Here is a 24,498-nt window from a genome sequence, read left to right on the forward strand (position 1 = left end):
ATCAATCTCAACGAGAGAATTCAAAGCCCACCGACAAAACTTGCACCGTTTCTCCTTCTAGAATCAAAGTTTGACCAACGGGTATCATAGCCAGACCTGTGGTTTGGGCTAAATTAATTAAATTACCCGAACTGTGACTCCCACCCGCCAGATTGAATTCATAGTTTCCCTCAACTAATTGAAGCTGACCCCACAAATAGGATTCTCGACGCCCATCAGATTTGAGTTCATTACGAGAGATGGCGTTGATAAACCTCGGCTTCCATCGTTGCATTGGCAAACCAGAACGCTTTCTCATCGCAGGTTGCACAAATCGCCAACAACTGACTAAGGCAGATACTGGATTTCCGGGTAGACCAAAATATAATACTGGATGCGATGAGCCTTTTTTATTCCCCTGATGAGGCGGGAACATCGCCACGGTTAAGGGTTTACCAGGTTTAACCGCAACCGAACGGATGTGAATCTCAGCACCCAGTTGGGCTAAAATTTCATCTACATAGTCATAATCCCCCACAGAAACGCCACCTGTAGACAGAACCATATCAGCGGCGGGAATCGCTTGAGCAATGGCTTGCTTCAGGGCGTCTGGTTTATCGCGGACAATCCCCTGTACCTTAGGAATTCCGCCACAAAGAGTAACCCAAGCGGCTAGGGCGTATTGATTGGAATCGACAATTTGACCCGGTTGCAAGGGTTGGTACGGGGTAACCAGTTCATTCCCCGTGGAGAGAATCGCGACTTTGGGACGGCGATAGACGGTGAGTTCCGTACATTGGGCGGCGGCTAGGACAGCAATTTCTGGCGCACCCAGTTGAATTCCTGTGGCTAAAAGGGGTTCTCCAGCACGGTAAAATGATGCCTGATGACGCACGAAGCCTTGAGGTTTCGGTGCTTGTAAGATTAAAACATGGTTATCCTCACGCAATGTATGTTCCTGCATCACCACTGTATCGGCGCCCTGTGGCATACATGCACCGGTGAAGATACGCGCAGATTGTCCGGCTGCAATAGTTTTTTGCGGTTGATATCCGGCGGGAATATCTTCGACGAGTTCTAAACGTATCGGTTGCTGTTCACTAGCCGAGTGCACATCAGCATAGCGCACCGCATAACCATCCATGGCAGAATTATCCCAGTGGGGAAAATCCAATTGACTGGTTACAGGAGCAGCCAAAATGCGACCTGTGGCGGCGGATAGGTCTATAATTTCGCTGTCTAACTGGGAGTCTAAGGGTTGAACGAGATCTAAGATAATCGATTCGGCTTGGTTAACGGGTAGCATGGGTTTAAAGGAAATCAGAAGCGGGATTAATGTTCGATTTTACTGTGAACTGATTACTTTTATCCTTGTATTCAAAACCATGAAACCCCTCTCAGAACTATGCTGGGAGGGGATTTTTTTCTTTATTTTCGCCTCAACAGTGGGCGACAGAATACATTGAACAACGTCTGTCTGCGATCGCTTTAAGCCAAGCAGGAGTTGACAAAAACCCAAACATTACACCAACTTAGGAACCAACGATGCCGCCATCCTTGCGAGTAATCACAACCGTTAGATCACGGGGTATTTTGCCGCTACCTTGGGGTGCCGGAAAGTTTGTCAAAGCTGGATTGCCATTACCCGGATGCTGAAGGTTGACAAACAGCGTTCGACGATCAGGGGTTCTGGTCAAACCCGTCACTTCACAGCCTGTTACCCCAGTGAAGAGGCGACAAATCTCACTCGTGTTTGTGTCAGCAACCAGCAGTTGGTCATTCGGTCTCACGCCGTTGATTTCAGGTTGAGTACCATCAGTCTCAATAAACAGCCTGCCATCGGGATCAGACCAGAGACCATCCGGACTACCAAAGGCGCTTTTGTCGGTATCATGGGTATCGACAGCGAGAACAAAGATGTCCCAGGTGAAGGTGGTGCCAACATGGTTGTTGCTGTCTCGCCACTTGATGATGTGACCAAAGGGATTGGATGCCAGAGGGTTAGGGGCATCAGGAACTTGACGGCGGCTGTTGTTCGTGAGGGTGCAATAGATATCCCCATTGGGAGCAGCAGCAATCCACTCCGGACGATCCATCGGTGTGGCACCCAGGGTGTCAGCGGCGAGACGGGCAAAGGTTAACACCTCAGCTTGATCCGTAAACCGAGCCGCAAGGGCTGGATTTTTAATCGTGAGTTCCAGCCACTCGCCTGTGCCATCATCATTAAACTTGGCGACATAGAGCGTCCCTCGGTCTAAGGGGCTGATACCCCGTGCCCGCATCGACCGCCAGTTGCTTTGTGAAACAAACTTGTAAATATAGTCAAAGCGTTCGTCATCGCCCATGTAAACCACGGCACGACCGCCTTGTCCGACGACAAGCTCGGCGTTTTCGTGCTTCAACCGACCTAATGCAGTCCGCTTAACGGGTGTCACAGAAGCATCCATCGGATCAATCTCGACCACCCAGCCAAAGCGATTCTCTTCGTTGGTGTAACTGGCGTTCGAGAGGTTAAAGCGCGGGTCAAAGTTGTGCCAATCATAGCCAAAGCCTGCGGCACTGAAGCCATAGCGCTCTTGTGCTTCCGTAGGTGTCCAGCTATCGGTAGCGCCGAAGTAACCGTTAAAGTTCTCCTCACAAGTCAGGTAAGTCCCCCAGGGAGTGTGACCATTGGCGCAGTTGTTCACTGTACCTTTTGGGGAATTGCCTGCTGGTGTTTGCAACAGTGAATGATCGGCAACGGGTCCACTGAACGTTACAGGTGTATTTACATGGATGCGACGAGCATTCGAGCTGCCAACCCTTTGCCACTTGCCGTTAATCTTTTGAATCTCAACTATGGATACGCCGTGAGCATGCTGAGAGAGGCGCACATCTTCAAGACTGTCCGGTGCTTCCTTGCCGAGGACATGGAAGTTTTTACCAAACTCGTGGTTAATCGCCAGCATCCCCCGGTCATTACTATCTCCAATCGGGAAGAGCCACATGCCATCGTGACCAATTCCAACTTGTTGCGCCTGCTCGGCAGCCGTCGGGCGTGTATTCGGGTCACCATTATATTCTGGATCACCGGGCTGAATCGAGGTTCCCCAGGGAATCAGCACGTCAAACTGGTAATCCGCTGAAATGGTGGGTATGGGTCCTGTACCCTTAACAGCAGGAACAGGTTTGAAGTTGATCAAACGGCTGCCTGGAGCTTTGGCGATCGCGGTAGACCCTTCAGCCGTCGCCGCCGCACCTCGATCTAACAAGCGATCGCCTACCAGTGCGGCTAAGAAGCCAGTGGCTGACAGCGCTGCACCACGAGCGAGTACGTTTCGCCGAGACATTCTGGCTTGGAGTACGTCTTGAAACGGACGATTGCCTGACTTATTGCTGCTTCTGTTGTCGTGAATCAATTGCACTCTCCTGTTAATATTGACGCTGTTGTGGGTAACGCTTGTGAACTGAAAACCGCTCTATACTCGAACTCAGTCACGTCAAGTCAACCCCGTTTTAAACCGGAAGCTTTTCCCTGGCAGGATGCTATATTTCTCAGTCGGGAAAGGTTAAGATATTTTGTGTCAGTGAACGGTCACACCTAACTTGCCAAACATCACAATCCCTAATCCAATTCATCTAAATACTCCTGTGCCACTGTTCCAGGCAGACGACCTTCATCAAAGGCTTGATCAATTTGTGAGTTCGGACGTTGAGTCCCTATAGTCGCCCTAACTGGAGTTCTTGCCACTATTTCTGTCGGCTGCCTTTCATAACGCTGGAGTAGCGCGTAGGAGGCACTATAGTAATCAGAAAAGAAACTCACACGGGGAGTTTCTTGCCACTGAGTACGAGAAACAGTAATCCTGAGAATGGGAACAATTTCGCCGTCGCGATCGCCGACAACCACTACCTGAATCTCTGAAAGAGTGGGGTTTTGACTAAATTGACGACTAATTTCGTCGCTAGCCATCGCCTTTGCTCGCCCGAAAAAGTCTTCATACTCAACTTGACCATAGACAGACATATCAACAACGATGCTTTCCGCCTCTGCCTGTACCGGTCGATAACTATCACCAACAAAGCAAAGGAACGCCGCCGCCACCACTATCAAAAAATGGCGGGTCAAACCTTTGCCAATCCACTCTGTCAAAGCGACTCTTACCACTTCTGGTTGCCGTGATTGTCTCAACGAGTTGATGTACATAGTTACAAAGGCTTTACGCCTGGAACTTGACCGCGAATCTGAATCAGTCATTTGAAGGCTGAACAGCTTGCTTTTTCCTTAGAAGAAGTTGACTCAGTTTGATGCAAATGCATCCCTAGCGGAATAAGTAAATGCACCTACCGTTCAAACCGACATCTTACAGGAGATGTCAGATTACTCTAAATAGAGACTTTATCTGTCCTAACTTAAAACCAGGTAATCTAATCGTTAAGAATTTTAAGAGTCCCTTGAGATTGAACTGAACCTGCATCAGGTTGGACGGCTGATTCGGGGGCTGCATCTTGTCCCGATTTTTCCGGGCTTGCCCCAGGCGGTGGAGTCGGTGTATCAGCCTTTGTTGATGTTGCCGAGGTTGTGCTGTCTGGGCTCTCCCGTACTTATGGTGATAATAAAATCTTATAAATTAAGCCAAAGTCTTACAGTGTAATAGTCATCAATAGTTAAAACCCCAAAATAACGCTGCGCCATTACGAATTCAGAGATTTGGTTTATTTTGGTCTGTTCTTTACTGTGATGTCGCAACAGCTAGTTGCAAAAGGGAAAAAACTTAGACCATTCCAGAATTAATCTCCAGAAATATGAACCACAACCTCCCGATTGTGTCTCTGCTGGCGATGCTCCCAAATATAAATTCCTTGCCATGTTCCTAACATCAATCTACCATTGCCAATAGGAATCTGTTCTGAGGTTTTGGTTAAAGCTGTCCGGATATGGGCGGGCATATCATCGGGTCCTTCGGTATCGTGGATGTAGCTGCCATCTTCTGGCACTAATTTGGCAAAGAAATTCGATAAATCAGTTAGAACATCGGGGTCAGCATTTTCTTGAATCACCAGACTGGCTGAAGTGTGGCGCAAAAATACGGTACAAAGTCCGGTGCCAATGCCTGACTCCTCAACGATGTCTTTGACGTTTGAGGTGATTCTGGTGAAGGATTTTCCCGTTGTCTTGATTGTAAATTTCTGTTGATAATGGGTCATCGATTCATTGAATTAGGACAGAGGTTCTCAATTGTTGGCTAGAAGGCTAACCCAGTTGCTTGAGTTCGTGTTCTTCGTGTTCTTCATCTTCTGGTAATTCTTCGGTATCCTCCTCATCGTCTTCGCGATCGCCAATTCCCAATTTCTCCGATAAGTGTGCGACTAAAGGATCATCCTCATCTACGTTTTCCACTTCATCAGATTCTGCTTCTGGGTTAATGTCGGGTGCTTCAGGTTTTACCTCGACGGATTCCACCTTTTCTAACGCTTCTGTTTCACCGCATTCTTCGTTAAGTTCCCTGGTTTGTGTTTTTTCGACGCACTCGGTAACAACTTCTAGAAATTGTGTCTCACCCGCTTTATCTTCAACGTCATCTGCTAATTCCTCTAGAGTGTCAGCCATAACCTGTTCGGCGATGTCATCGGTATCCGATACATCATCGGTATCTAATACCTCAGACTCATCCGCCTGTTCCACCTCAGGATCACGCCAAGGAGAATCATAACGATTCCACGGTAGAATTGGCTTGTTGGGCAGGTTGCGCGTCAACACCGTGATGTTGTCTGGGTCGGGTTCTGGTAAGTTTAACTGTTTCCCAGAAGAGTTGTTGTGAACGTGTTGAGAAGTCATAATCGCAAGACCTAGCCAAAACTACTCAGGTCAATCAACGGCACAAAGTAAATCCCTAGAACATGCAAGGTAACAACCAAGGCTAACCCCCAGGTCACATAGGCAGAATATTGTAAGGATGATGAGACATCCTCCAATCGCTGCTTGTTTGCATTATAGGTCTCTACCAGGTTAACAATCATTCGCAGTTGATATTCCTCCGGTGACAGGACAAGATAACGTTCCAGAAATTTTTTATCGCCCAAATTGGGGCTAACGGCTAACTGGCGCGGTAAGAAGGCGTTGATCAGCAGAGTGAAATTTATCAGAAATCCTAGAAGCTCGGCAAGGCTAAACCCATTAGGAAAAAATAACAACCGTGATATGGTTAAGCTAGTGAACAGGGCGCCGTTGGTAACAAATAGGATATTTAACTTAGTGGTTAGGGTTTGGCTTTGCTCCCGTTGCTGATCAATGACCAAGCGTACATCATGAGCCGCTAATTCCAGGGTAGACGATGTGGAACTCTCTTTGTTGGGGTCTGAGGGTTTGGTTGTCTTGGTGGCTTTCGTCGTCTTGGTTGTCTTTGCCTTATTCGTTTCAGTCGTTTTGGGGGTTTGAGTCGGTTTGAGAGTTTCGGTGGTTTCTGAACTTTTCGGGTTCTTTGAGGTTTCCGTTGTCTTGGACGTTTTAGCTGTCTTCCCCTTCTCTGCAGTCTCTGGCGTTTTCGGCTTCTCTGACGTTTCAGTCAGTTCTGGAGTATTGGTTGTTTTCGGCGTTTCCGGTGTATCTGAGGTTTTCGGGGTAGGTGCGGTTTTGTCTAGCAGAGAATTCACAGTAGCTATCATGTCAGGTTAGAGAACTTTGATGAGTGAGTTTGCAAATAATGGACAACAGCTTGAGCGATCGCGTCAGCCCCATCTTTGGCGATAGGCTGGGATTGTTTGGGAGGATTTGGGGATTGGTGCAAAAAGTCCCAGCTACCGGGGAAAAATTCTTTGGGGGTCACAATTTGATGGTACGCATAATTTTGAATACCTTCCAGTAGGAAGGAGGATTCGGCAAAATCTTCGCGGGTGAGAGAGACAATGGGAATGTCTAGGCGTAGCGCTTCCGCAAAGGTGCTGTATCCCGGCTTAGACACCACTCGTCCGCACAAGGGCATAATATCCACAGGGCGATAGTCTCGACCCAAAAGTTTCAGTAAATTGGGTAAATCGGGGGCATTGGCGTCAAAGGTGATGAATTGCCAGTCGGGAAACTGGGACAGTGTATTGTAGGGAATTGCTTGTAAACCGAGTCCGCCAAAGCTGAGTAATACCGTTTTGTCTGGAGGTGAGGTTAAACTGAACCTTTCCCGCAACTGGCTGGCTGGATAACCGGGTGTCCCACCTGTGAGTCCCACATCAGTAATATTGGGAAATGCTGTCATCGGTTCGTGTAAGGGGAGACGAAACAAGCGATCGCATAAGCCATAACACTCGCCAATCCAATCCGCAATCTCCACAAATTCTCCACCCCACGCCCGGTAAATAAAGTCCCAGCCGAAGTTACTCAGCATCCAACCGGGAATCCCCGCCGTTTGGGCTATTTTCGCAGCTAAGGGTGGAATATCAGCTAGCACAAGTTCTACACGATTGGTTTTGATAAAATTAACTTCACTGGCAATTATTGAATTTTCGGATGCCCGAATTTGCTTGAGTTTTGCCAATGTCGCCGCTTTATCCATGGTCAAGCTATCGGACTGAATCACGCCAATATCAAAGGCGCGGGGGCGATGAATAAAATCTCCGGGAATATAAGAGTCCAACAACCAATGTGGGGCTGTGGTTACCAGCATCAGTAAGATGTCTGGACAAAGATTTTGGATGGCGGCGGCGACACAAGCCGCACGAACCGCATGACCAAAGCCATGGTTGGTTATCGCAATGTATACAGTAGGTCGAGACATATTCAGGTGTTTAAAACGGGGAACAGGGAATAGGTAATTAGATAAGTCTTCGCTTAATTAATCTCGTTATTTATTTTATGGATGTTTTTTATTCTGTTTTTTTCAGTTAACTTATAAAACGACTTCACAGATTCCTATAATCCTATATAATCCTCTTAGGAATCCCGTTGAATTCAGATGAGCATCTGATTCAATTACCGTACTTCACCACAAAGCAGGGTAATCTCTCAAGAAAATAAAATAACCCTGTTTCCGCGACCTGTCCGGGGTGGCTAGTTTTATCCTGATTCAGAAGGAAGTTTCTGTAGAACAAGACAAAACCCTTGGAAGGATTTAAGACTGTGACAGCTAAACGTAGCTTGAATGCTCGTCATCAAAATTTACATCCTGCTAATAAATTTTACACAAGGGAATATCAACCTGTTCCGCAAACGTTAGATAAAAAAGGCGATAGTTACCTGAATACATCTTTACAGAATGTGTCCAGCCTTGCCCTCTATAGCGTAGCGGCAATTGCTGCTCCAGGTTTTTCCCATCCCGCTTGGGCAAAGTCCTCAGTGCAGACAACCTATCAGCCTGATAGTGTTGTCCTGACTTCGATTAAACCGAGTGAAACTCAGGTAGGAACATCCGCAACATCAGCAACTAAGGCTCAAGCTGTTGCCTCACCAGAATCTATTATTGTCCAGGAATTTACGCCAGAATCCCTGCAGAAGGCAGACGGTAGACGGCAGACGGCAGACGGCTTATTGAAGACAGAAGGCTTCAGCGCGAGGGCAGAAGGTTCTCTGAAAGCAGAATGGAAGGAGTCACTAATCCCTGATCACCAATCACCAATTGAGGAAGATAGGGTCAGGCTGGAGTTTTCCGGGGAATCAGAATTAACCTTGCCAACCCAAGAGGCTTCTGAGTTGGAGATGGCATCGCCCGAATTGGACAGTCCTCACCTAGTTGTGCCAATAGGGGTGAGTGATAGACAGATAGAGGAAAATCGCCAACCTAGAGTGAGCATAGATACACGAGATGATCCTCATGTCAAGAGTTTTGCCGTAGATAGGGAAAACAAGGGAGACCAGGAAAAAATACAATCTGTTGCCATTAATCCGAAAAAGCCCTGTAATGCGACTCAACAGACGATGTTGGCACAAGCACCAAATCAACCGACACAACCCTCACCCTGTCGGGAGGTCAACCGCTTGCAAGAGGAGTTGCGATCGCTAGAAGATATAGACACTCAAGCTCAATTACGCGCATCCCCAGCCCTGAGTATTGTCATTCCCACAGCTTATGGCGCTCATCGCAATACAGGCTTTGTCAGCGCCACTTATCAAGAACGCACCCGCTATAGTGATATTGATGATGGGGCTTTAGGTATTGGCATTGGTTTGGGCGATGCTGAAAAGTCTGTGGGGGTAGAACTTTCATACACACTTGCCAGTTTCGGTTCTAATCGGGATTTTGGCAGTGGCGGTTTTAATGCCAAAGTTCATCGCCGCTTACCCCAAGGTTGGGCTGTTGCGGCGGGGTGGAATGGCTTAATTAACCTGGGTGATGACAATGACTTTGAGCATTCGGTTTATGGCGTGGTGAGTAAGATTATTCGGACGCGAGAGGATATTAATCAACCCTTTAGTCGTATGGCAATAACGGCTGGAATCGGCAATGGACAGTTTCGCACGGAGGAGGCGGTAGAGGATGATAATGGAACGATTAATCTGTTTGGTAATGTTGCGGTGCGAGTGGCTGAACCTGTGAGTTTAATTGCTGAATGGACTGGACAAGACTTGGGCGTGGGTGTGTCCATTGCTCCCTTTAAAAATATCCCTTTGGTGATTACCCCAGCATTACGAGACATTACGGGGGCTGGAGATGGTGCGCGGTTTGTCTTGGGTGCAGGTTTCGCGTTTGAATTTTGACCCAACGCTAGGCTTACGGGAACGACGCCTGTGTAGGGGCGGGTTTTGCTACTATCATTTCCTTTTCACAACAGATGTAACTCGCGCCCGCCCAGACTAAGTTTTGCATGAATTGAAATGTGGAGTAAATGTGATGAAAGTAAGGCAATGGATGGGTTGGACTATAACTACTGTATTAATGGGTAGTGGTTTGATAGCAATGTCTGCTAATGCTCAACCACCCAACCAGTCAGATATTACCGGAACAAACATCTGGAACAATACTGCACCCATTTTTGATCAGGATGGAAAATTAGATCCAGCTATATTAGAGAATGCCCGTCGTCTTGATCAAGCCTTAGAAGAGGCTTCAGAGCGTTGCTGTGATGCAGTTGCTCCAGTACGTCCGCGTCGATTTGCTAGAGAACCCGGAAATCCTAATCCAGCTTGTGCAGATTGTCTGGAGTTGAATCGTTTGGTTGAGGAAACCGAGATATTTTTGGATGAAGTCAATCGCACTCAGGTAGAGGGAGTCAACGCGAGTCGCAACCGTCTTTGGTAAATTTACGCACCAATCCCCAATCACCAATCAGGGTCAGAGTTAGCTGAGAAAATGCGATCGCGTCCTAAGGCTTTGGCTTTGTAGAGAGCGCGATCGGCTTTTTCGACTAACTCAGTGGGTGATAGTTGACCCGATGAAGTCGTCGTGGCGATTCCTAAACTGAGCGTTACCCAAGGATGAATGGGAGATTTGGCATGGGGACGCTTGAGTTTATCCATTTGGTAACGGATTTTTTGAGCAACGACAAAAGCGCCTGCAGTATCTGTATTGGCGAGAATCACGGCAAATTCTTCACCGCCATAGCGAGCAACTAAATCAGTCGGTCGTTGAGCCCCTTGGCATATCGCTTGAGCAACTTGCTTTAAACAATCATCCCCCACTAAATGACCATAGGTATCGTTGTAGGCTTTAAAAAAGTCAATATCACACAAGATCAAGGATAGCGGATTTAAGTTACGTCGAGAATTGAGTAATTCGTCGGCTAAGACTTGATCGAATCTACGGCGATTGGCAATTTGGGTTAAACTATCTATTTTGACGAGTTGCTGTAGGTGTTGATTATCTGTTTTTACCTTTTGATAAAGTTCTGACTGTTGAATGGCAATAGCCACCTGTTTTACTAACTGGTTTAAACAATCAATTTCCCAAGTTGCCCATTGACGAGACTGGGTGCAATGATGAGCGATTATTACACCCCATAATCGATGGTAAATAGATTGGGGATTTTTCATATCAGACTCACTGTTTCTAATTGGTATAGCAAGAACAGATTGATCATGAAAAGTGAGTGATTTTGGCTCTAGGTTAGACTCTCCCCTATTATTGTTTAATTGAATAAAATTTTCATTTATAGACATTTTTTTTGGTAAATTCAGAAGTTCATTAATTGCCGCAATATCGGGATAACCATCACTATAATCAGCCGCTTCTAAAAGCAAAGTTTTGGATTTTTCTGCCTGATAGCGATAGATGAGAACACGATCTGTTTTCAGGAATTGACGGACTTGGGTTACAGTGGTATGCAAAATTTCTTCGAGATCCAATGAGCGTCGGATCTGCTCAACCATGCGCTCTAAGATCCGCTCTCGTTTAGCCTGCTGTCGAATTGCCTCGCGATCGCGCTCACGTTCAATAGCGTAGCGTATGGAACGCACCAAGCCTTCCCCAGCAAACTGTCCCTTAACTAAATAATCTTGAGCGCCTTTACGAACGACCTCAATCGCCATCTTTTGATCGTTGAGAGAGGTTAACACAACAATAGGAGTAGTTGGCGCTTGTGCTTTGACTTGAACAACAGTATTCAATCCTTGACTATCCGGCAGAGACAAATCTAATAAAATAATGTCAAAGGTAAACTCTATCAAATATTTTAAACCATGGCTTAAGCGCTGAGCGTGAGTTAGAACAAATTGAGTTGTCTTGATCTGTAAAAACAATTCTTTTAGCAATTCGGCTTCAACAACATTATCCTCAACTAAAAGTATTTTTATGATTTGATTATCTCGTAAAATACCTGAACTGCATTTTAATTCATTCATGATTGTGTTCCTAATTAATTACTGAAGTTTAAATTTTAGCTTAAGAATTAGGTTGATAGTATATTTTTCTTTAATTGCTCATTGAGTCGTCTTAAAAGAATTTATTTCTTCTAGCTATTAGCTAAATCAAAGCGGCTGTATAGGCACATCAAGCAACTTAAGATATAATTAAATAATTTAGCTAATATTCATATCTTTCAGACTAATCAAATTAAAACTTGAGAGATAAAAGTTGGAGCTTCACTAAACCCCAGCTCCTCAAATGTCAGACTAACATCTGAGTTGTATAAATTGTTACTAACTTAAGATAGAAATTTGGTAGAAGCTAAGACGGATTTAAATTACGTATTCTTTGTTCCCTATTCCCTGTTCTCTTTGCTACAATCATGATCGACAGTTTGAATACCCAACAGCTTAGTGAATGACTGTGAGAATTTTCTCCTATCTTTGGGTTGAATTAGTTAAGTTAAGTTCCTGACCTTTAGGTGGATGATCAGATGAGAACACCAGTAAGCGTGCCAGTTCAGTAATATCATTGCTTCCAATAGCTCCCCAAAACATTATCGGTAAAACCCGCCCCGGAGAGAACTGTCAAAGAGAACGTATGGGAAGTGTCGTGAAGGTCTAGTCCCGTCTATTTCGTCTGTAGTCTTTGCCAAAGGGTAAAGCCCAGAAGAAAAACTATACTACCACTAGTAATAACAATCACCGTTGATGTCATACCTTGGAGTTTCATCGCTAGTCCGTTGGATGCCAACGTAACACCCCAAAGGGTCAAAGCAGCATGACGTTGGGAAAAACCCCAAGCTAATAAGCGGTGATGTAGATGATCTTTACCCGGAGTTTTCAGGGGGTTTTTTCCGGCTAGGAGTCGTCGGACAAATACCTGAGTTGTATCCAGTACAGGCAATAATAAAAAGAAAGCGGGCGGCACCAGAGCAAATACCGTCGTCACTTTTAGGTTACCTAAAATACTAGTAGCAGCTAGTACATAGCCAAAAAAGTAAGCACCCGCATCTCCCATAATGATCCGTGAAGGATGAAAGTTGTGCCGCAAAAATCCTAGCGCTGCACCTCCCAACGCGGCTAAAAGTAAGGTGGCGGCTGCTCTAGTTTCAAACTGCGCCGAAACTGCCAACAAACTCATGGCTGTGATAAAACTGATCCCACCCGCTAAACCATCCATTCCATCCATTAAATTAATGGCATTGGTAATTCCTACCACCCACAACCAAGTCAACACAATTGAGAATATCGGATCAATGGGAGTCCCAAATGGGGTCTCGATACGGATATCGCTGGCAATCAGCAATAGTGCGGTAAGCGTTTGACTAAAGAGGCGCACATACGCAGGTAGACCAAATTGGTCATCGATAAAGCCCACGAGGACAAGGATTGAACCACCGAGCAAAATCGTCAGCACTTGGGCTAAGACGCCTTCAATCACAATCGGTCTTAATAGAGTAGCCAAGACTAGCGCCGCTATGACACCCGCATAAATTGCCAACCCACCGGCGTTAGGTAGGGGTTCTTGGTTGAGTCGTCGAGCATTAGGTTGGTCAGCCCAACCCACTTGTAGGGCAAACGCGCGTACTGCTGGAATCAAACACCACGTTACCCCCCAAGCTAACCCGAAGGTGAATATAACTGCTAACCAGCCACTGCCATTGGGGTTGGCAATGCCGAGAGACTCTAGGAAGCTGTACAAATCTATCTCCCATTTTACGCTCAGACTGCCAATTATTATTAATCTCAACTTTACCGGAATCAATTCGTCAAAGCGCTACAGCGATTTTGGAGATTGGCTCCAGTATTCAGTAGTAGTACTTACTGAAAACCATTCTATCGATCCGGATTGCTGAGGCATAGTCATCATCAGGGCAGTTGGGTTAACATGGTACGCTCAACTCATTGTAACGGCAAGGAAGAAGATTGTTTTGCTGTAATGTTGCCACAAATGATTCATCAGGACAGCCTGTTTTCCATCCGATCATCTCAATTGTTCCTCACACTCGACACTCTGCACCCGACACCCTGCTGACTATTCCAGTAACTTATTTGGGGCTTGCTGCACAAGTCCAAAACCCTTAGCTATCAATGCTTTGAGTAGTATTGATATTGGCTCCTCTTCAAGGAAAAAGGGTGAAACCCTTTCATACCCTTGCACCGCTATCAGGAAAAATGTACCATTGCTTCCCCTGCTTCCCCTGCTTCCCCTGCTCCCCCTGCTCCCCTGCTCCCCCTGCTCCCCCTGCTTCCTACCCCCACCACAATACTTATTCAGCAGACCCTATTTGTTTTATTTGAGCGGGTTATTCTGGAGAAGATGAGGACGGATGGGGATCACCAGGGTGATGACTCTCTACTGCCTCAATGTATTGACTATCCATTAAAAAGGCGCCCTTAGAAAAGCGAACTCCCCAAAATCCGCCTGGACGTCTATCCAGAATCACGCCTTCTTCGCCAATACGAACCACATCAGGGGGTCGCAGCATGGGCATGGGTTCTGCTGTTTTAACATAGCGGGGTAGAGCAATTAGACGAACGCGATCGCCTACTTTAAATTCTTTGGACATATTACTCGGTATGGGTAACTGCTGATCAGTTCTTAGCTTATGGTAATCAATCTCAAGTTACCCTCCCAGGATCGCGATCGCGCCCCTGATCAATTAAACAAACCTCCGTCATTCTTATGTAGGGGCGACCCGCCTCCACAAATCAACAACTGTATCTACTCAATGAAATCGGGTCGCCCTTTCCTCAACCGTTGGGTCAAAACATGACCGATCATGAATCATTAGCAAAAACCAATGACATAAGACATAAGACATAAGACCAATTTAAGGAACTTGCCAAATGCGCTGATGGTAAGCTTCGGGATCAGCGTAAGGATCAGGGGGATGCTCCGAGTGATTGTGGTTGTGGTGGTGGTGATGATGGTCATGAGTGTGATCATGATCATGAGTGTGACCCGTATTATCCCCCACTGCCGCTAACCGGAACTTACACAGTTCACAATTCATTTTCACCTGTCCCAGTTGGGTTTCGATTTCTCGTTCCCGCAATACTGAAAGCAGTTCAGGTTGAATACCCATTTCCGGTAAACAGGTCATAGAAATGTCCGGATATTGCTCTTGCTGCTGCGCGGTGATATCAAATATCTTTTTCACCAGTACCCCAGTAAATAGGAAGTAAGGCAGAACGATAATCCGCTTAGGCTGGAAAAGTCGAGCGCGATGGAAGCCTTCCTCTAAACGGGGATGAGTAATCCCAATAAAGCAGATTTCAACCGTCTTGTAGCCACTGCCTTCCCAGAGCAGACGCGCTAATTTGTAAACATCACTATTGGCATCGGGATCACTAGAACCGCGACCGACGATGAGTAAAACAGTGTCGCTTCTGTTAATTGACGAAACCGTTGAACTATCCCCTGATGGTTGATCCAATTTAGCCAGTCGCCGGTGCCATAATTCTAGGATTGCCGGGGTAATGCCAAAATGACGCCCATAATGGAATTGGATTTGGGGATGTCTGGCTTTAGCGCGGTCTAACTCATTGGTGACATCAAATTTATTATGTCGTGCGGCAAACAGCAAAATCGGCAGGACAGAGAATTCTGTATACCCTTGTGCCACACATTGGTCTACGCCTTCCTGAATACTGGGAGTGGTTAATTCCAGAAAACAAGGTACAACTGGGCGAGAGGAGTCTAACCCTTGATAGGCGTGGGCAAAGTCCAAAAACCCCTGACGCCCGTCCATATCTCGGCTACCGTGACCAATCATTAACAGGGGGCGGTTAAGGGGGAGTGGGGGTAAGGAGAGTGAATCTGGAGTGAAATGAGTAAGTTCTACAGTCGGCATTAAAATTAAGCTCCCTTCCCGTGCAAGGCGGGAATATAGAGTGGATAAGCAACAGCTAGGTATTCTGGCTTAGGTGGAACGTCACCTGGGTTCGTAGTTGCGATGCAAGCGCCATAAACACCCAAGCACCGACGACAAACCCTGAAAGAGTGTGCCATTTCATCCTTGACAGTTGCCGCACAGCCCCGGACTTACACCGGAGTTTCCCCAAGCGGTTGCCATTTATTTGTGCTTTGATATCTTATCCGATTAGGCAACGAGTCAAAATCCAGGGTAGGGGGTTTTTCTCGCTAACCTGAACTGAGATCTGGCAGTAGTAGGGTGCGTTAGTGAAGCGTAACGCACCATTGCTCAAGGCTTTGGTGGATTTCGACTGTCGCTTAACATCGGTGGGTTACGGCGGATACTTCATTGAAAGGTTATTGTCTTGATTAAACTCCCGCCTAACCCACGATGGCGGCGTGGCACAGCTAAAATGGTGCAATAGATTTTACCATTGAATCGGGCGCACGCCATGCGCCCCTACGGTTTCCGGGCTCCCATTCTAATTCACTAAATAAGCTGTGCCACGCCACTACGAGACTGATGACAAATGACAAGGGACAAATGACAAAAAATAACTCCTTCTGACTCTACAGAAGGAGTTTACTGGGCTTCTACGCAAACTCGGAAGGAATTATTTGAGGCTCAATTAAGCCTTGTTGTTCTTTTTGGATTGTTGGCGCTTGAGCAAACCGCCGATTCCTAGAGCAGTAGCGGAACCTAAGATGGTGAGGGGTTCGGGAACAGCTTCAGGATCTGTAACAGGTTTGGGTGCTTGATACACGGTGAAGTGAGATAAATCAGGACCGGGACGACCGTTACCTTTTACAACCCCATTAGTATTCCATGAGCCACTGGTAACACCATCCAGTAAATAGGAACTGAAGCTGTTACCGCCCTTGAGAACAACCATTATATTAGATGTGTTGAAATCGATGTTTGTAAGACTCCAGCCTCCTGATGTACCGCCACCAGTAACATTCAAGCCACCATTAGTGCCACTATCACTATCTACTTTAAATAGTTGTGACCATGCATCGACACCAAATAGACCACCTAGGTCTTGATTAGCATCATTACCAGCAAAAGTACCTTCACAAGCTACAGAGCCACTTAGGTTTGAAGTGCTACACGAATTTGATAAAGATGTTAAGGCGGCTTGAGCAGGAGAGAAAGCTGAGGATGCAACGGCGACACCAGCAGCGGCTAAAACAGAGGGAACGAGAGAAGAAAGTTTCATGTTGGTACTCTTTAGGACTAGTTAACTCATTTGCTGAAGCGTTTGGACTTATTTGCTTCGGCTTGTTTGCTTTTCTATATTCACACTATAAGAGACTTCACTTAGGTGTTGGGTAAAGTAGGAATAAAGAATCAGTGGAATTGTGTAAACTTTCTATGAAGATTAATCATCATAAGGCTATAAACTATATTGGGTAAAGGTTTGAGAGTTTGAGGCAATTCTCTAAGTTTCTGCCATCTTGAGGAAACATCACGACAAATAAGACCCCCAGTATGTTTTTTTGACGCCGCCCAAATATTGAGGGTCAAGCTTTTTATGATATTGGCTAAGTAGAGACGTTGCATGCAACGTCTGGAACCATAAGATGTGTCCTAACCGCTATGGCGGTTGCTATACTTGTTTAATTTTTTGTCAGGTGGCTTGAACAAAATGAAACTCAACAGATTCTTGTTGAGTCTCGTACATCAACCAAACCTACCGTAATTGCTCAACAAAGCAAAAGACAGAGAATACAGGTTAGAAGGCTTGTTCTTATAACGTATGACTGATGAATAAGGGCGAGTTTTGTTGCTCAGTTACTAGTGGCAAGCTAGCTTGAGTCCCTAAACCCGCCTAACTTTTCACGGGAAGTCTAGAAACCTGAGTCGGGGCGGGTTTAGTCACATCCCTTGTGTAACCAAAAAGATAGTAGTGAAACCCGCCCCTACACACTTAAGACGCTTAGTTGCGCCACATAACGTGAAAAGTCAGCTAAACCCGCCCCTACAATAGGCTTATAATTTATTACTTCTAGACATGGCGAGGGCTGCGCCAGTAGCCGCTATAACCGAGGGAACAAGAGCAGATATCGTCATGTCAGTCTTTTTTAGGACTAGTTAACTCAATTCGAGACTAAATAATTTCAAGAGGTGAGCAAACTCTTTGAATCCCTTGCCATGTCTGGCTTGAGCTTTATTGAATTCGCTCTATCGTTAAAGATAAACTAAACTATGATACTTGTCTGTAAAGGTTCGATGAAGATATCCGGAAATTCCCTGACTAATATTTAAAGTTTTGATGAAGATACCGGAGATTTCTGTAGAAATCCGGTAAAAATGGCTACATTATTCCGGCTGAACACCAGATATTATAAGTAATTAAGACTGTTTGAGTCGGCTCAAAGAGGCAGAGCCTCCCTAAGCACATTCCCAGGCAGAGCCTGGGAACGAGTCTGATGAGGCGATGAGCTTCCTTACCACGCCACCTTTTAGGGATGGTCGCTGAATGGAAGTCAGAGTAGGATATATCGTGTCCCGATAACAGCTTCTATCAATCCCTACGTCTCGCCCAGCCGGTTAAGCGCCAGATACTGATAAACAACGCCGCAGAAACCAACGCGCCCATATTCCACTTCACTGAATCCTCTAGCAATCCCCAGCGCTGAGACTTCTTCTGGGATTGAGCTTGCTCCTGCAGTTGAGTTTCCCCTTGTTCCAGAAATGTCGAAAGTTGCTGCTTCACCTCAGCTAACTGCTGAGTATTTTGAATCTGTGGTGTGCGCCCTTGACTAAATTGACTAATCAGAAGCTGCATCTGTTCGACAGTCGTCGCTTGTTCTATGGCAACTTCTACCTGTTTAATCTGCGCCTGTCGCTGTTCAACCTGCTGGTCAATTTGCTCCGTGTTCCGCGCTTCGAGTCGGATTGTGTTCACAACACCCAAGGGAACCAGTAAAAAGAACAAAATCCCCACTAGCAAAGCCAACCAGGACAAAATACTCAGAATCAGAGGTTCTAATCGGGTGCGTTGATCCCGTTCTCCTAAAAACACCAGCGCCAATCCCAGCAACGGTACAGGCACCCGTTCCACCAATTGCCCAAGCGTCTGAAATTCCCAAGCGGGATTCATAAAAAGGGGAGGTACAAATATCTCTACGACATCGAAGAATGCCAAAATCAATAAACCATAGCCGATCCACCGCGCTACTGCAATTGACTTGGATAGACCGGCACTAAACTTCCACAGTTGGTCGATAGCTGGAACAAATTTATCTTTTTCTTCTGATTGCGTCATGGTTTTAATTATCAGTCTTATGTCTTATGTCTTATGTCTTATGTCCGGTATCGTGATCACAACGATTTACTAGCAGACTAAATGACGTTTGACGTTCAATAGATTATCTGCTGTGTAAAACTCATCCTCTTTTGCCGTACCTCTGGAAACCGATTTTAATTTATGATGGCGACAAATGTAGAGACGTTCCATGGCGCGTCTCTGCCATGGGGCGTCTCTACCGACGGCTGCAATGCCAACGACTCAAGCCTGGGAAGCCTAGCCGCTGACTGTCCTTTCCCCTTCTCAGCCAGAGTTGCCAGAATGACTTTCAGCAACACGACGAGAACGGCACCAAAAATCAGCGCTAACACAAAAACCCGCACCTGTTTCCAGGACATTATGCCTCCTCAGTCTCCGGAGAACTTGCATCCTCCATCCGCAGCAGCAACCAGTAAAACACGCCGAAAACCATCACGGAAATCATCCCGAAAACTAGAGATCCTTCGCCTTCATGCCAGTATTTAAACGCTTCCATATTTTGGGCATTTGCCAGCACCGCCATCAAAGCCACCCGGAAGCTATTAACCACAAATCCGACAATCAACGCCATGATTGGCACAAAATACTGCTTGCGCCCAGCGATGGGAAACATGATTAGGCAAATCACAGATAGTCCCAGCACATAGGTCATGGCTTCCATGCCGGAACAGCCATGATACACCTTAACGCCACCATCAGGAAGGTTAATAAAGACCTTATCGTACAGATAGACCTGAAAGCCCATATACCAAAGCATGAACGCCGAAAATTTAGCCGTGATCGGCGAAATATCCGGTATAAATGAGGCAATTACACTCGGTCCACCGAGAAAAAACAGGATAGTTAACTCTTGCCAGTATTGTTTTAATCCTTTAAACCCAGAGGCAAGTAAACCGACACCGATGGCAGAAATAAACGGTAGCAGGCGTAGTAAGGGTGCCAGCCTTTGCACACCATTATTCAGTGTCAACGTACTCATCCTGGCACTATCCCACAGGACAAAGGCGATAACGAGCGCCCCAGCGATGCTAGGGAGGACTCCACTTTCCAGGTTTAACTCATGGCGTTTGCCCCACAGCAGGGAACCGACAGCTAGCCAAAACAAAACGCTCATGCCGAGTTGGGCTTCGTCTCCGGCTTTCCAACCGAGTGTCATGTAAATGGCAACTAAGCCAGCGGCTATGGCAAGAAGCCAGTAGGGGGGGATTTTTAATCGTTGCAGGGGTGTGAGGGAGGTGGCTTTCATAGGGATTTTTGGGTAGAAACGATTAGGGATAAAGATTAACCAAACTGAAGCCTTATCCTTACATTAAAGTCGAGATCATTATCGTTTGTCAGGTCTGTCCAGGCAAATTCATTGGGGGACAGTCGCCAGAAAGTATCGCTCCCATTGGGGTTAGCGGCAATTAATGAGAAAAAGGCTAAAGGCGAATTCCCCAGTAAATTGTCGGGGTTTTCCTGTAAAAACTGTTCGGTTGTGCCATTTGGGATCAAATACCATCCCAAAGCGCGATCGCTCTCCACATTCAGTGTCCTTTGTCCATTCCCCGTCTCTCCCGGTGCAACGATAACCTGGCGATTCGGCTGAGAAAGGGCAGCCGCAGCATATCCTGGATCACCGGGGAATAAATTTCCGATTCGTCCATTGGGGTGATCAAACAAAAATAAACCCAGTTCATGATTGATCAGACTATCTTGTGCCATCCAGTTTAAAATCAGGGGTCTGATTTCCTCCAAATCCCCTGGCACCGTCCAATCAGCGTTACTCACATTGAAGATAATATCATTAAAATCTTGATCGCCTCCCCCGGTGAGATCTTCCCAAGCTAATTGCACCATACCATCCCCCAAGTCGGTGCGTTGAACATGGTTAAACTGGTCAGGATTTGCCGCCGTTACGGAGAAAAAGGCAATAGTTTCCCCATCTAGACGATTTTCGGGATTCTGCGCCAGCCAGTCTGCTGTGGTACTATCCTGAATTAGATAAAACACCCAATAGTCTCCCGCCTCTAGGGTCAAATCCACACCCTTACCCACATTTTCACTTCGGGCAAATAATACCTGGCGTTCGGCACGGGTTAAGGCTTGCTGGGCATATCCGGGATCACCAGGGCGCACCCCATTCACAGTCCCCATCGCATCATCTACCCGCAAGACACCCACTTCATTTTTAAACTTGGCTTCTCGGAACGTCCAGTCGAACTGTAAGCGCACCGCCTCTTTTGGAGTTCCGCCAACTTGGAAAACTCCCTGGGTTGAACCAATTTGTGCCAAATCCACTAAACCAACGGGTAGAGTCGGTGTAGGTGTAGGGTTATCATCACCTTCATCAACATCCGCGATCGCAATCTCAAAGTCCTCTTCAAAAGAGAAGCCATCGGCATCGGTACTGCGAACTGTAATCTGATGACTCTTGTTTGTCTCAAAGTCTAGCTGAGAACCATCTGCAACTTGCAATTTATTTTGCGCGATCGCAAACCGTCCTCCCGCATCATCAATTAACCTGTAAGTATGGCTATCGCCCACATCCGGGTCATTCGTCGAAAGCATACCCACAACCGTCCCCGGTGACGTATTTTCGGCGACAGTTCGATTATCTAAACCAATGGCTGTAGGCGGATTGCCAACGGGAGTCGCTGGACTTTGCCAAACTGAGAAAAAGGCATCCCGATTCCCACCCGAAGTACCCTGAAGCGGATTAACCGTAATCATATTCGTACCCGTGTTCGTGGACACCATTGCCCGGATATCTCCAAACACCGCCACTCCATTCACCTCGGAACCCGATGGATTACCTCCCGACCAAAGTCCCACCAGTTCCCTCGCTTGAAAATCCTCGCTGACAGCAATTACTGCTCCTTCAAAGCCACTGTAGTCTCCTACAGGAGTCCCATTGATTTGCAACTGGGAACGATCGGGTAAAAAAGCACCAGCTTGACCCCCAATATAAACTCTGCCCTTGGCATCTGCCGTAATCGCATTAACTGCAAATGAATTTCCTGCATTATCGGAGGAACGGCGGGTGAGGAAAATCTGACCCTTATCCAGAGTTCCTGTCGCCGGATTCAATCGGGCAAAATAGGCAAATTTCCCGCCACCACTGTTTGAGGTGTTCGTGTAGTTGTCGATATTAACATTACCAGCCGTAGTGGTGATATTTTTGGGATCGCGTTGAAAAACACTATTCCCGCCGTCCAAGCTACCTGCCAAGTAAAGCTGATTATCCTGTCCAATCGCTACTCGTAACCCACGAGTATCTGCACCTAGATTTTCTGTTGTGGCTTCATTGGCAGAAAAATCGTAATTTTCCCAGTTAATCTGACCTGTGTAACTATAGCTGCGGAGTAGGGGAAGCTGTAGATTAGCACCCACCTGTCGATATCCGGTGACAAAGACCGATGAAGTATTACTGTCAATTGCCACATCTGCAATCTGGGTTCCTGAGACAGTAAAATTACCGATGGGAGTCCCCTGTGGATTATAAACCGTCACCTGCTTATCTGCGAGGACAGCAACTTGACCCTGCCCCGCCACGGCGACTCGTTGGGCGCTACCTGGATTCGCACTCCAGAGAACTTGGCTGGCGTCACTGTTAAGGGTTTTAACGCCAAAATCACCGACCACTGTAATTGTGCCATTGTTGCGATTGAGATCCAAGTCATCCACATCAGTACCCACCTGAGTCACCGATAGCACGGTTTGTCCCGTGGAATCTACACGGATAACTGCCCCCTGCCCTGGTGCTAAACTCTGAGTTGGTGTTAGATCAAAATTCCCCCCAATCACAATCGTTCGATCTGGGGCAATTTCCACCGCATTGCCACTGTCATCACCACTTCCCCCCAAAAAACTGGCACTCCTGACTGTTAGATTATTATCCACCGCATCCAGTACCGCCTGATACGCCGACTGCGCCCACTTATGCAACGCCAAGTCTGATTCAATAGTTCCCTGAGATACCTCCAAATCCCAGTCACCGCCCAGGGCTGCACTACCCGTGCGATCGCTAGAGGCGGCTACATCTGCCCCTGTCAACTGACTCACCTGTTCGATGAACTGCTTTCCTGATGCGGTTGCTACCAAACTACAGGCATAGAATAAAATATCAGCATCCGGTGTTAACGCCCCTGCCCAAGTTTGCAACTGACTGGCATAAGTATTCAGGGTGTCAAGATTCAATTGTCCTGTGCCTAATTGCAAACCTGCCGACATACCATGGGAAATAATATGAACACTGGATAGTTCTTGGCGTTTTGCCAATACCTGGGTAATTTGGCTAACCCCATCTTGATCCGGTGTCAGCATAACCACCTCAGCCCCAGGTACAACCCCAGCCACTAAGGTTTCGGCATCGGCAATCCCTGCGTCCACGAATACTAAAGTACCACCTTCGTTCCCCAGATCCAGCCCAGTGAGGACATCTCGCCCCGTTGATTCTTTTGATTCAGCGTTTAATGTCTCTGAGACTTCTCGCCTAGATAAGCGGCGTTCTAGGAACGGAACTGCCTCTTCAATGTCAATAACCGGAATGTCTGGAAATACCTGCCACTCTGGGATATACGCCTCACCAATGGGGTTGCGATCGCGGTTTGGTAAGCCATTGACTCCACCGATTGGATTGGACGCGAGTTCCTCTGAGTACCCAGATAAAATGTCCGCCTCAGCGGATACTCCCAATTCTGTTCTTGGTTTGATCAGTTCCATCTATACCTAACAACCCTTCATCGCCATTGCCACTCCAATCTAGCCTTATAAATCCGGGAATCAAAGAGTGTTGAGAGTATAGAGACGATTCAGAAGTTCCCTGTCTAATCACCAATGACGAATGAAAACTTAAAAAAACGCAACATTATCGAGAGTGCTTCGTAAGAATATTTTACATTTTTTTGCTCTGATCTTGGTTAAGCTGAAAATAACAGAGGAATTCAAGGGAAAAAAATTATGAATGCTGTTTTTGGGACTAGCGCTAAGCGACCCACCTGGCAAACGATTGCTCTGTTTGTCTTGGGTCTGTGGTTAAGTAGTAGCTTCATTCTAGATTTCGTGATCATGCCCACACTGGGAACGGCTGGTATGTTGAGCGACGCCAGTTTTGCCAGTGCTGGTTATTCGGTTTTCTGGATATTTAATCGTATCGAGTTACTCTGTGCCGCTTTAGTGTTAACTAGCATCTTGGCATTGCGTGGTACATCTAATCTATATCATCATGTCAGACGCTGGTCGATCTTATTATCTGGGCTTCTGTTAGCAATTGCTCTCATTAATACCTACATCATGACGCCCCAGATGAGCGCTCTAGCGATGCAACTGAATATGTTTGAGCCAGCAACGGGTATGGCAAGTGGAATGGTTCAGATGCATGAAGGCTATTGGTTTTTAGAGGCGATTAAGTTAATTGTCGGTGCGACTGTATTGGCTTGGTGTTATCACGATTCGCGAGAAATCGCTTAACAGGTTTTACCATTGAACCACCATCAGTAGGGGCACGACATGTCGTGCCCCTACTGGTTTGATACTAAATCCGGGTTTTCCACCCCCGTTATGATTCAGTCTGCTGA

Annotated in this window: 19 protein-coding genes; 3 read left to right on the forward strand and 16 right to left on the reverse strand. The window is 46.5% G+C overall.

The window, feature by feature from the left end; translation table 11 throughout:
• Positions 1-7: 7 nt before the first annotated feature.
• The 7 genes from RID09_RS04850 to RID09_RS04880 all read right to left on the reverse strand — a co-directional run bounded on the left by RID09_RS04850 (position 8) and on the right by RID09_RS04880 (position 7,727).
• Positions 8-1,285 carry a molybdopterin molybdotransferase MoeA gene (locus RID09_RS04850; protein WP_446334822.1) on the reverse strand — a complete coding sequence of 426 codons (1,278 nt, stop codon included), beginning with the start codon at positions 1,283-1,285 and terminating at the stop codon, positions 8-10.
• 226 nt (positions 1,286-1,511) lie between these two features.
• Positions 1,512-3,377, reverse strand: a complete 1,866-nt coding sequence (locus tag RID09_RS04855) for a PhoX family protein (protein ID WP_446334823.1) — start codon at positions 3,375-3,377, stop codon at positions 1,512-1,514.
• 206 nt (positions 3,378-3,583) lie between these two features.
• Entirely contained in the window at positions 3,584-4,165 is a 582-nt protein-coding gene (locus tag RID09_RS04860) for a hypothetical protein (protein ID WP_446334824.1), read from the reverse strand.
• 584 nt (positions 4,166-4,749) lie between these two features.
• Positions 4,750-5,166 (reverse strand): secondary thiamine-phosphate synthase enzyme YjbQ, encoded by a 417-nt coding sequence (locus RID09_RS04865; RefSeq protein ID WP_446334825.1) that lies wholly within the window; start codon positions 5,164-5,166, stop codon positions 4,750-4,752.
• A gap of 46 nt (positions 5,167-5,212) precedes the next feature.
• Positions 5,213-5,797, reverse strand: coding sequence for a hypothetical protein (locus RID09_RS04870; RefSeq protein ID WP_446334826.1), 585 nt, complete (start codon positions 5,795-5,797; stop codon positions 5,213-5,215).
• Between the two features lie 11 nt (positions 5,798-5,808).
• Positions 5,809-6,624 (reverse strand): hypothetical protein, encoded by an 816-nt coding sequence (locus tag RID09_RS04875; RefSeq protein WP_446334827.1) that lies wholly within the window; start codon positions 6,622-6,624, stop codon positions 5,809-5,811.
• A complete protein-coding gene (locus tag RID09_RS04880) occupies positions 6,621-7,727 on the reverse strand; it encodes a glycosyl transferase (RefSeq protein ID WP_446334828.1) in 1,107 nt (368 codons plus the stop codon). Before RID09_RS04880 ends, RID09_RS04875 begins: the two co-directional genes overlap by 4 nt.
• A 341-nt stretch (positions 7,728-8,068) precedes the next feature.
• Between RID09_RS04880 and RID09_RS04885 the strand changes: the two genes are divergently transcribed.
• Positions 8,069-9,643, forward strand: a complete 1,575-nt coding sequence (locus RID09_RS04885) for a hypothetical protein (protein WP_446334829.1) — start codon at positions 8,069-8,071, stop codon at positions 9,641-9,643.
• Between the two features lie 133 nt (positions 9,644-9,776).
• Entirely contained in the window at positions 9,777-10,184 is a 408-nt protein-coding gene (locus RID09_RS04890; RefSeq protein WP_446334830.1) for a hypothetical protein, read from the forward strand.
• Positions 10,185-10,204: 20 nt separating this feature from the next.
• Here the strand turns inward: RID09_RS04890 and RID09_RS04895 are convergent, their stop codons facing one another.
• The 9 genes from RID09_RS04895 to RID09_RS04935 all read right to left on the reverse strand — a co-directional run bounded on the left by RID09_RS04895 (position 10,205) and on the right by RID09_RS04935 (position 23,644).
• Positions 10,205-11,722: a diguanylate cyclase domain-containing protein gene (locus tag RID09_RS04895; RefSeq protein ID WP_446334831.1), complete on the reverse strand. Its 1,518-nt coding sequence runs from the start codon at positions 11,720-11,722 to the stop codon at positions 10,205-10,207.
• Positions 11,723-12,356: 634 nt separating this feature from the next.
• A complete protein-coding gene (locus RID09_RS04900; protein ID WP_446334924.1) occupies positions 12,357-13,436 on the reverse strand; it encodes an MraY family glycosyltransferase in 1,080 nt (359 codons plus the stop codon).
• Positions 13,437-14,034: 598 nt separating this feature from the next.
• Positions 14,035-14,298 carry a regulatory protein SipA gene (gene sipA / locus RID09_RS04905; protein WP_446334832.1) on the reverse strand — a complete coding sequence of 88 codons (264 nt, stop codon included), beginning with the start codon at positions 14,296-14,298 and terminating at the stop codon, positions 14,035-14,037.
• Positions 14,299-14,562: 264 nt separating this feature from the next.
• Positions 14,563-15,585, reverse strand: a complete 1,023-nt coding sequence (locus RID09_RS04910) for a sirohydrochlorin chelatase (protein WP_446334833.1) — start codon at positions 15,583-15,585, stop codon at positions 14,563-14,565.
• Between the two features lie 691 nt (positions 15,586-16,276).
• Positions 16,277-16,867, reverse strand: coding sequence for a PEP-CTERM sorting domain-containing protein (locus tag RID09_RS04915; RefSeq protein WP_446334834.1), 591 nt, complete (start codon positions 16,865-16,867; stop codon positions 16,277-16,279).
• Between the two features lie 1,308 nt (positions 16,868-18,175).
• Positions 18,176-18,919: an HpsJ-like protein, cyanoexosortase A-associated gene (hpsJ-A, locus tag RID09_RS04920; RefSeq protein WP_446334835.1), complete on the reverse strand. Its 744-nt coding sequence runs from the start codon at positions 18,917-18,919 to the stop codon at positions 18,176-18,178.
• A 155-nt stretch (positions 18,920-19,074) separates the two neighbouring features.
• Positions 19,075-19,299, reverse strand: a complete 225-nt coding sequence (locus RID09_RS04925) for a hypothetical protein (protein WP_446334836.1) — start codon at positions 19,297-19,299, stop codon at positions 19,075-19,077.
• On the reverse strand, positions 19,299-20,186 hold the full coding sequence (gene crtA / locus RID09_RS04930; RefSeq protein ID WP_446334837.1) for a cyanoexosortase A: 888 nt from the start codon (positions 20,184-20,186) through the stop codon (positions 19,299-19,301). The genes RID09_RS04925 and crtA overlap by 1 nt, the downstream gene beginning before the upstream one ends.
• Before the next feature lie 35 nt (positions 20,187-20,221).
• Positions 20,222-23,644, reverse strand: a complete 3,423-nt coding sequence (locus RID09_RS04935) for a DUF4347 domain-containing protein (RefSeq protein ID WP_446334838.1) — start codon at positions 23,642-23,644, stop codon at positions 20,222-20,224.
• A 237-nt stretch (positions 23,645-23,881) separates the two neighbouring features.
• Between RID09_RS04935 and RID09_RS04940 the strand changes: the two genes are divergently transcribed.
• Complete coding sequence (locus tag RID09_RS04940; RefSeq protein ID WP_446334839.1) at positions 23,882-24,391, forward strand: DUF4149 domain-containing protein; 510 nt, start codon at positions 23,882-23,884, stop codon at positions 24,389-24,391.
• The last annotated feature ends 107 nt before the right edge of the window (positions 24,392-24,498 follow it).

The organism is Coleofasciculus sp. G1-WW12-02 (assembly GCF_040219735.1).
Taxonomy (GTDB): domain Bacteria; phylum Cyanobacteriota; class Cyanobacteriia; order Cyanobacteriales; family Coleofasciculaceae; genus Coleofasciculus.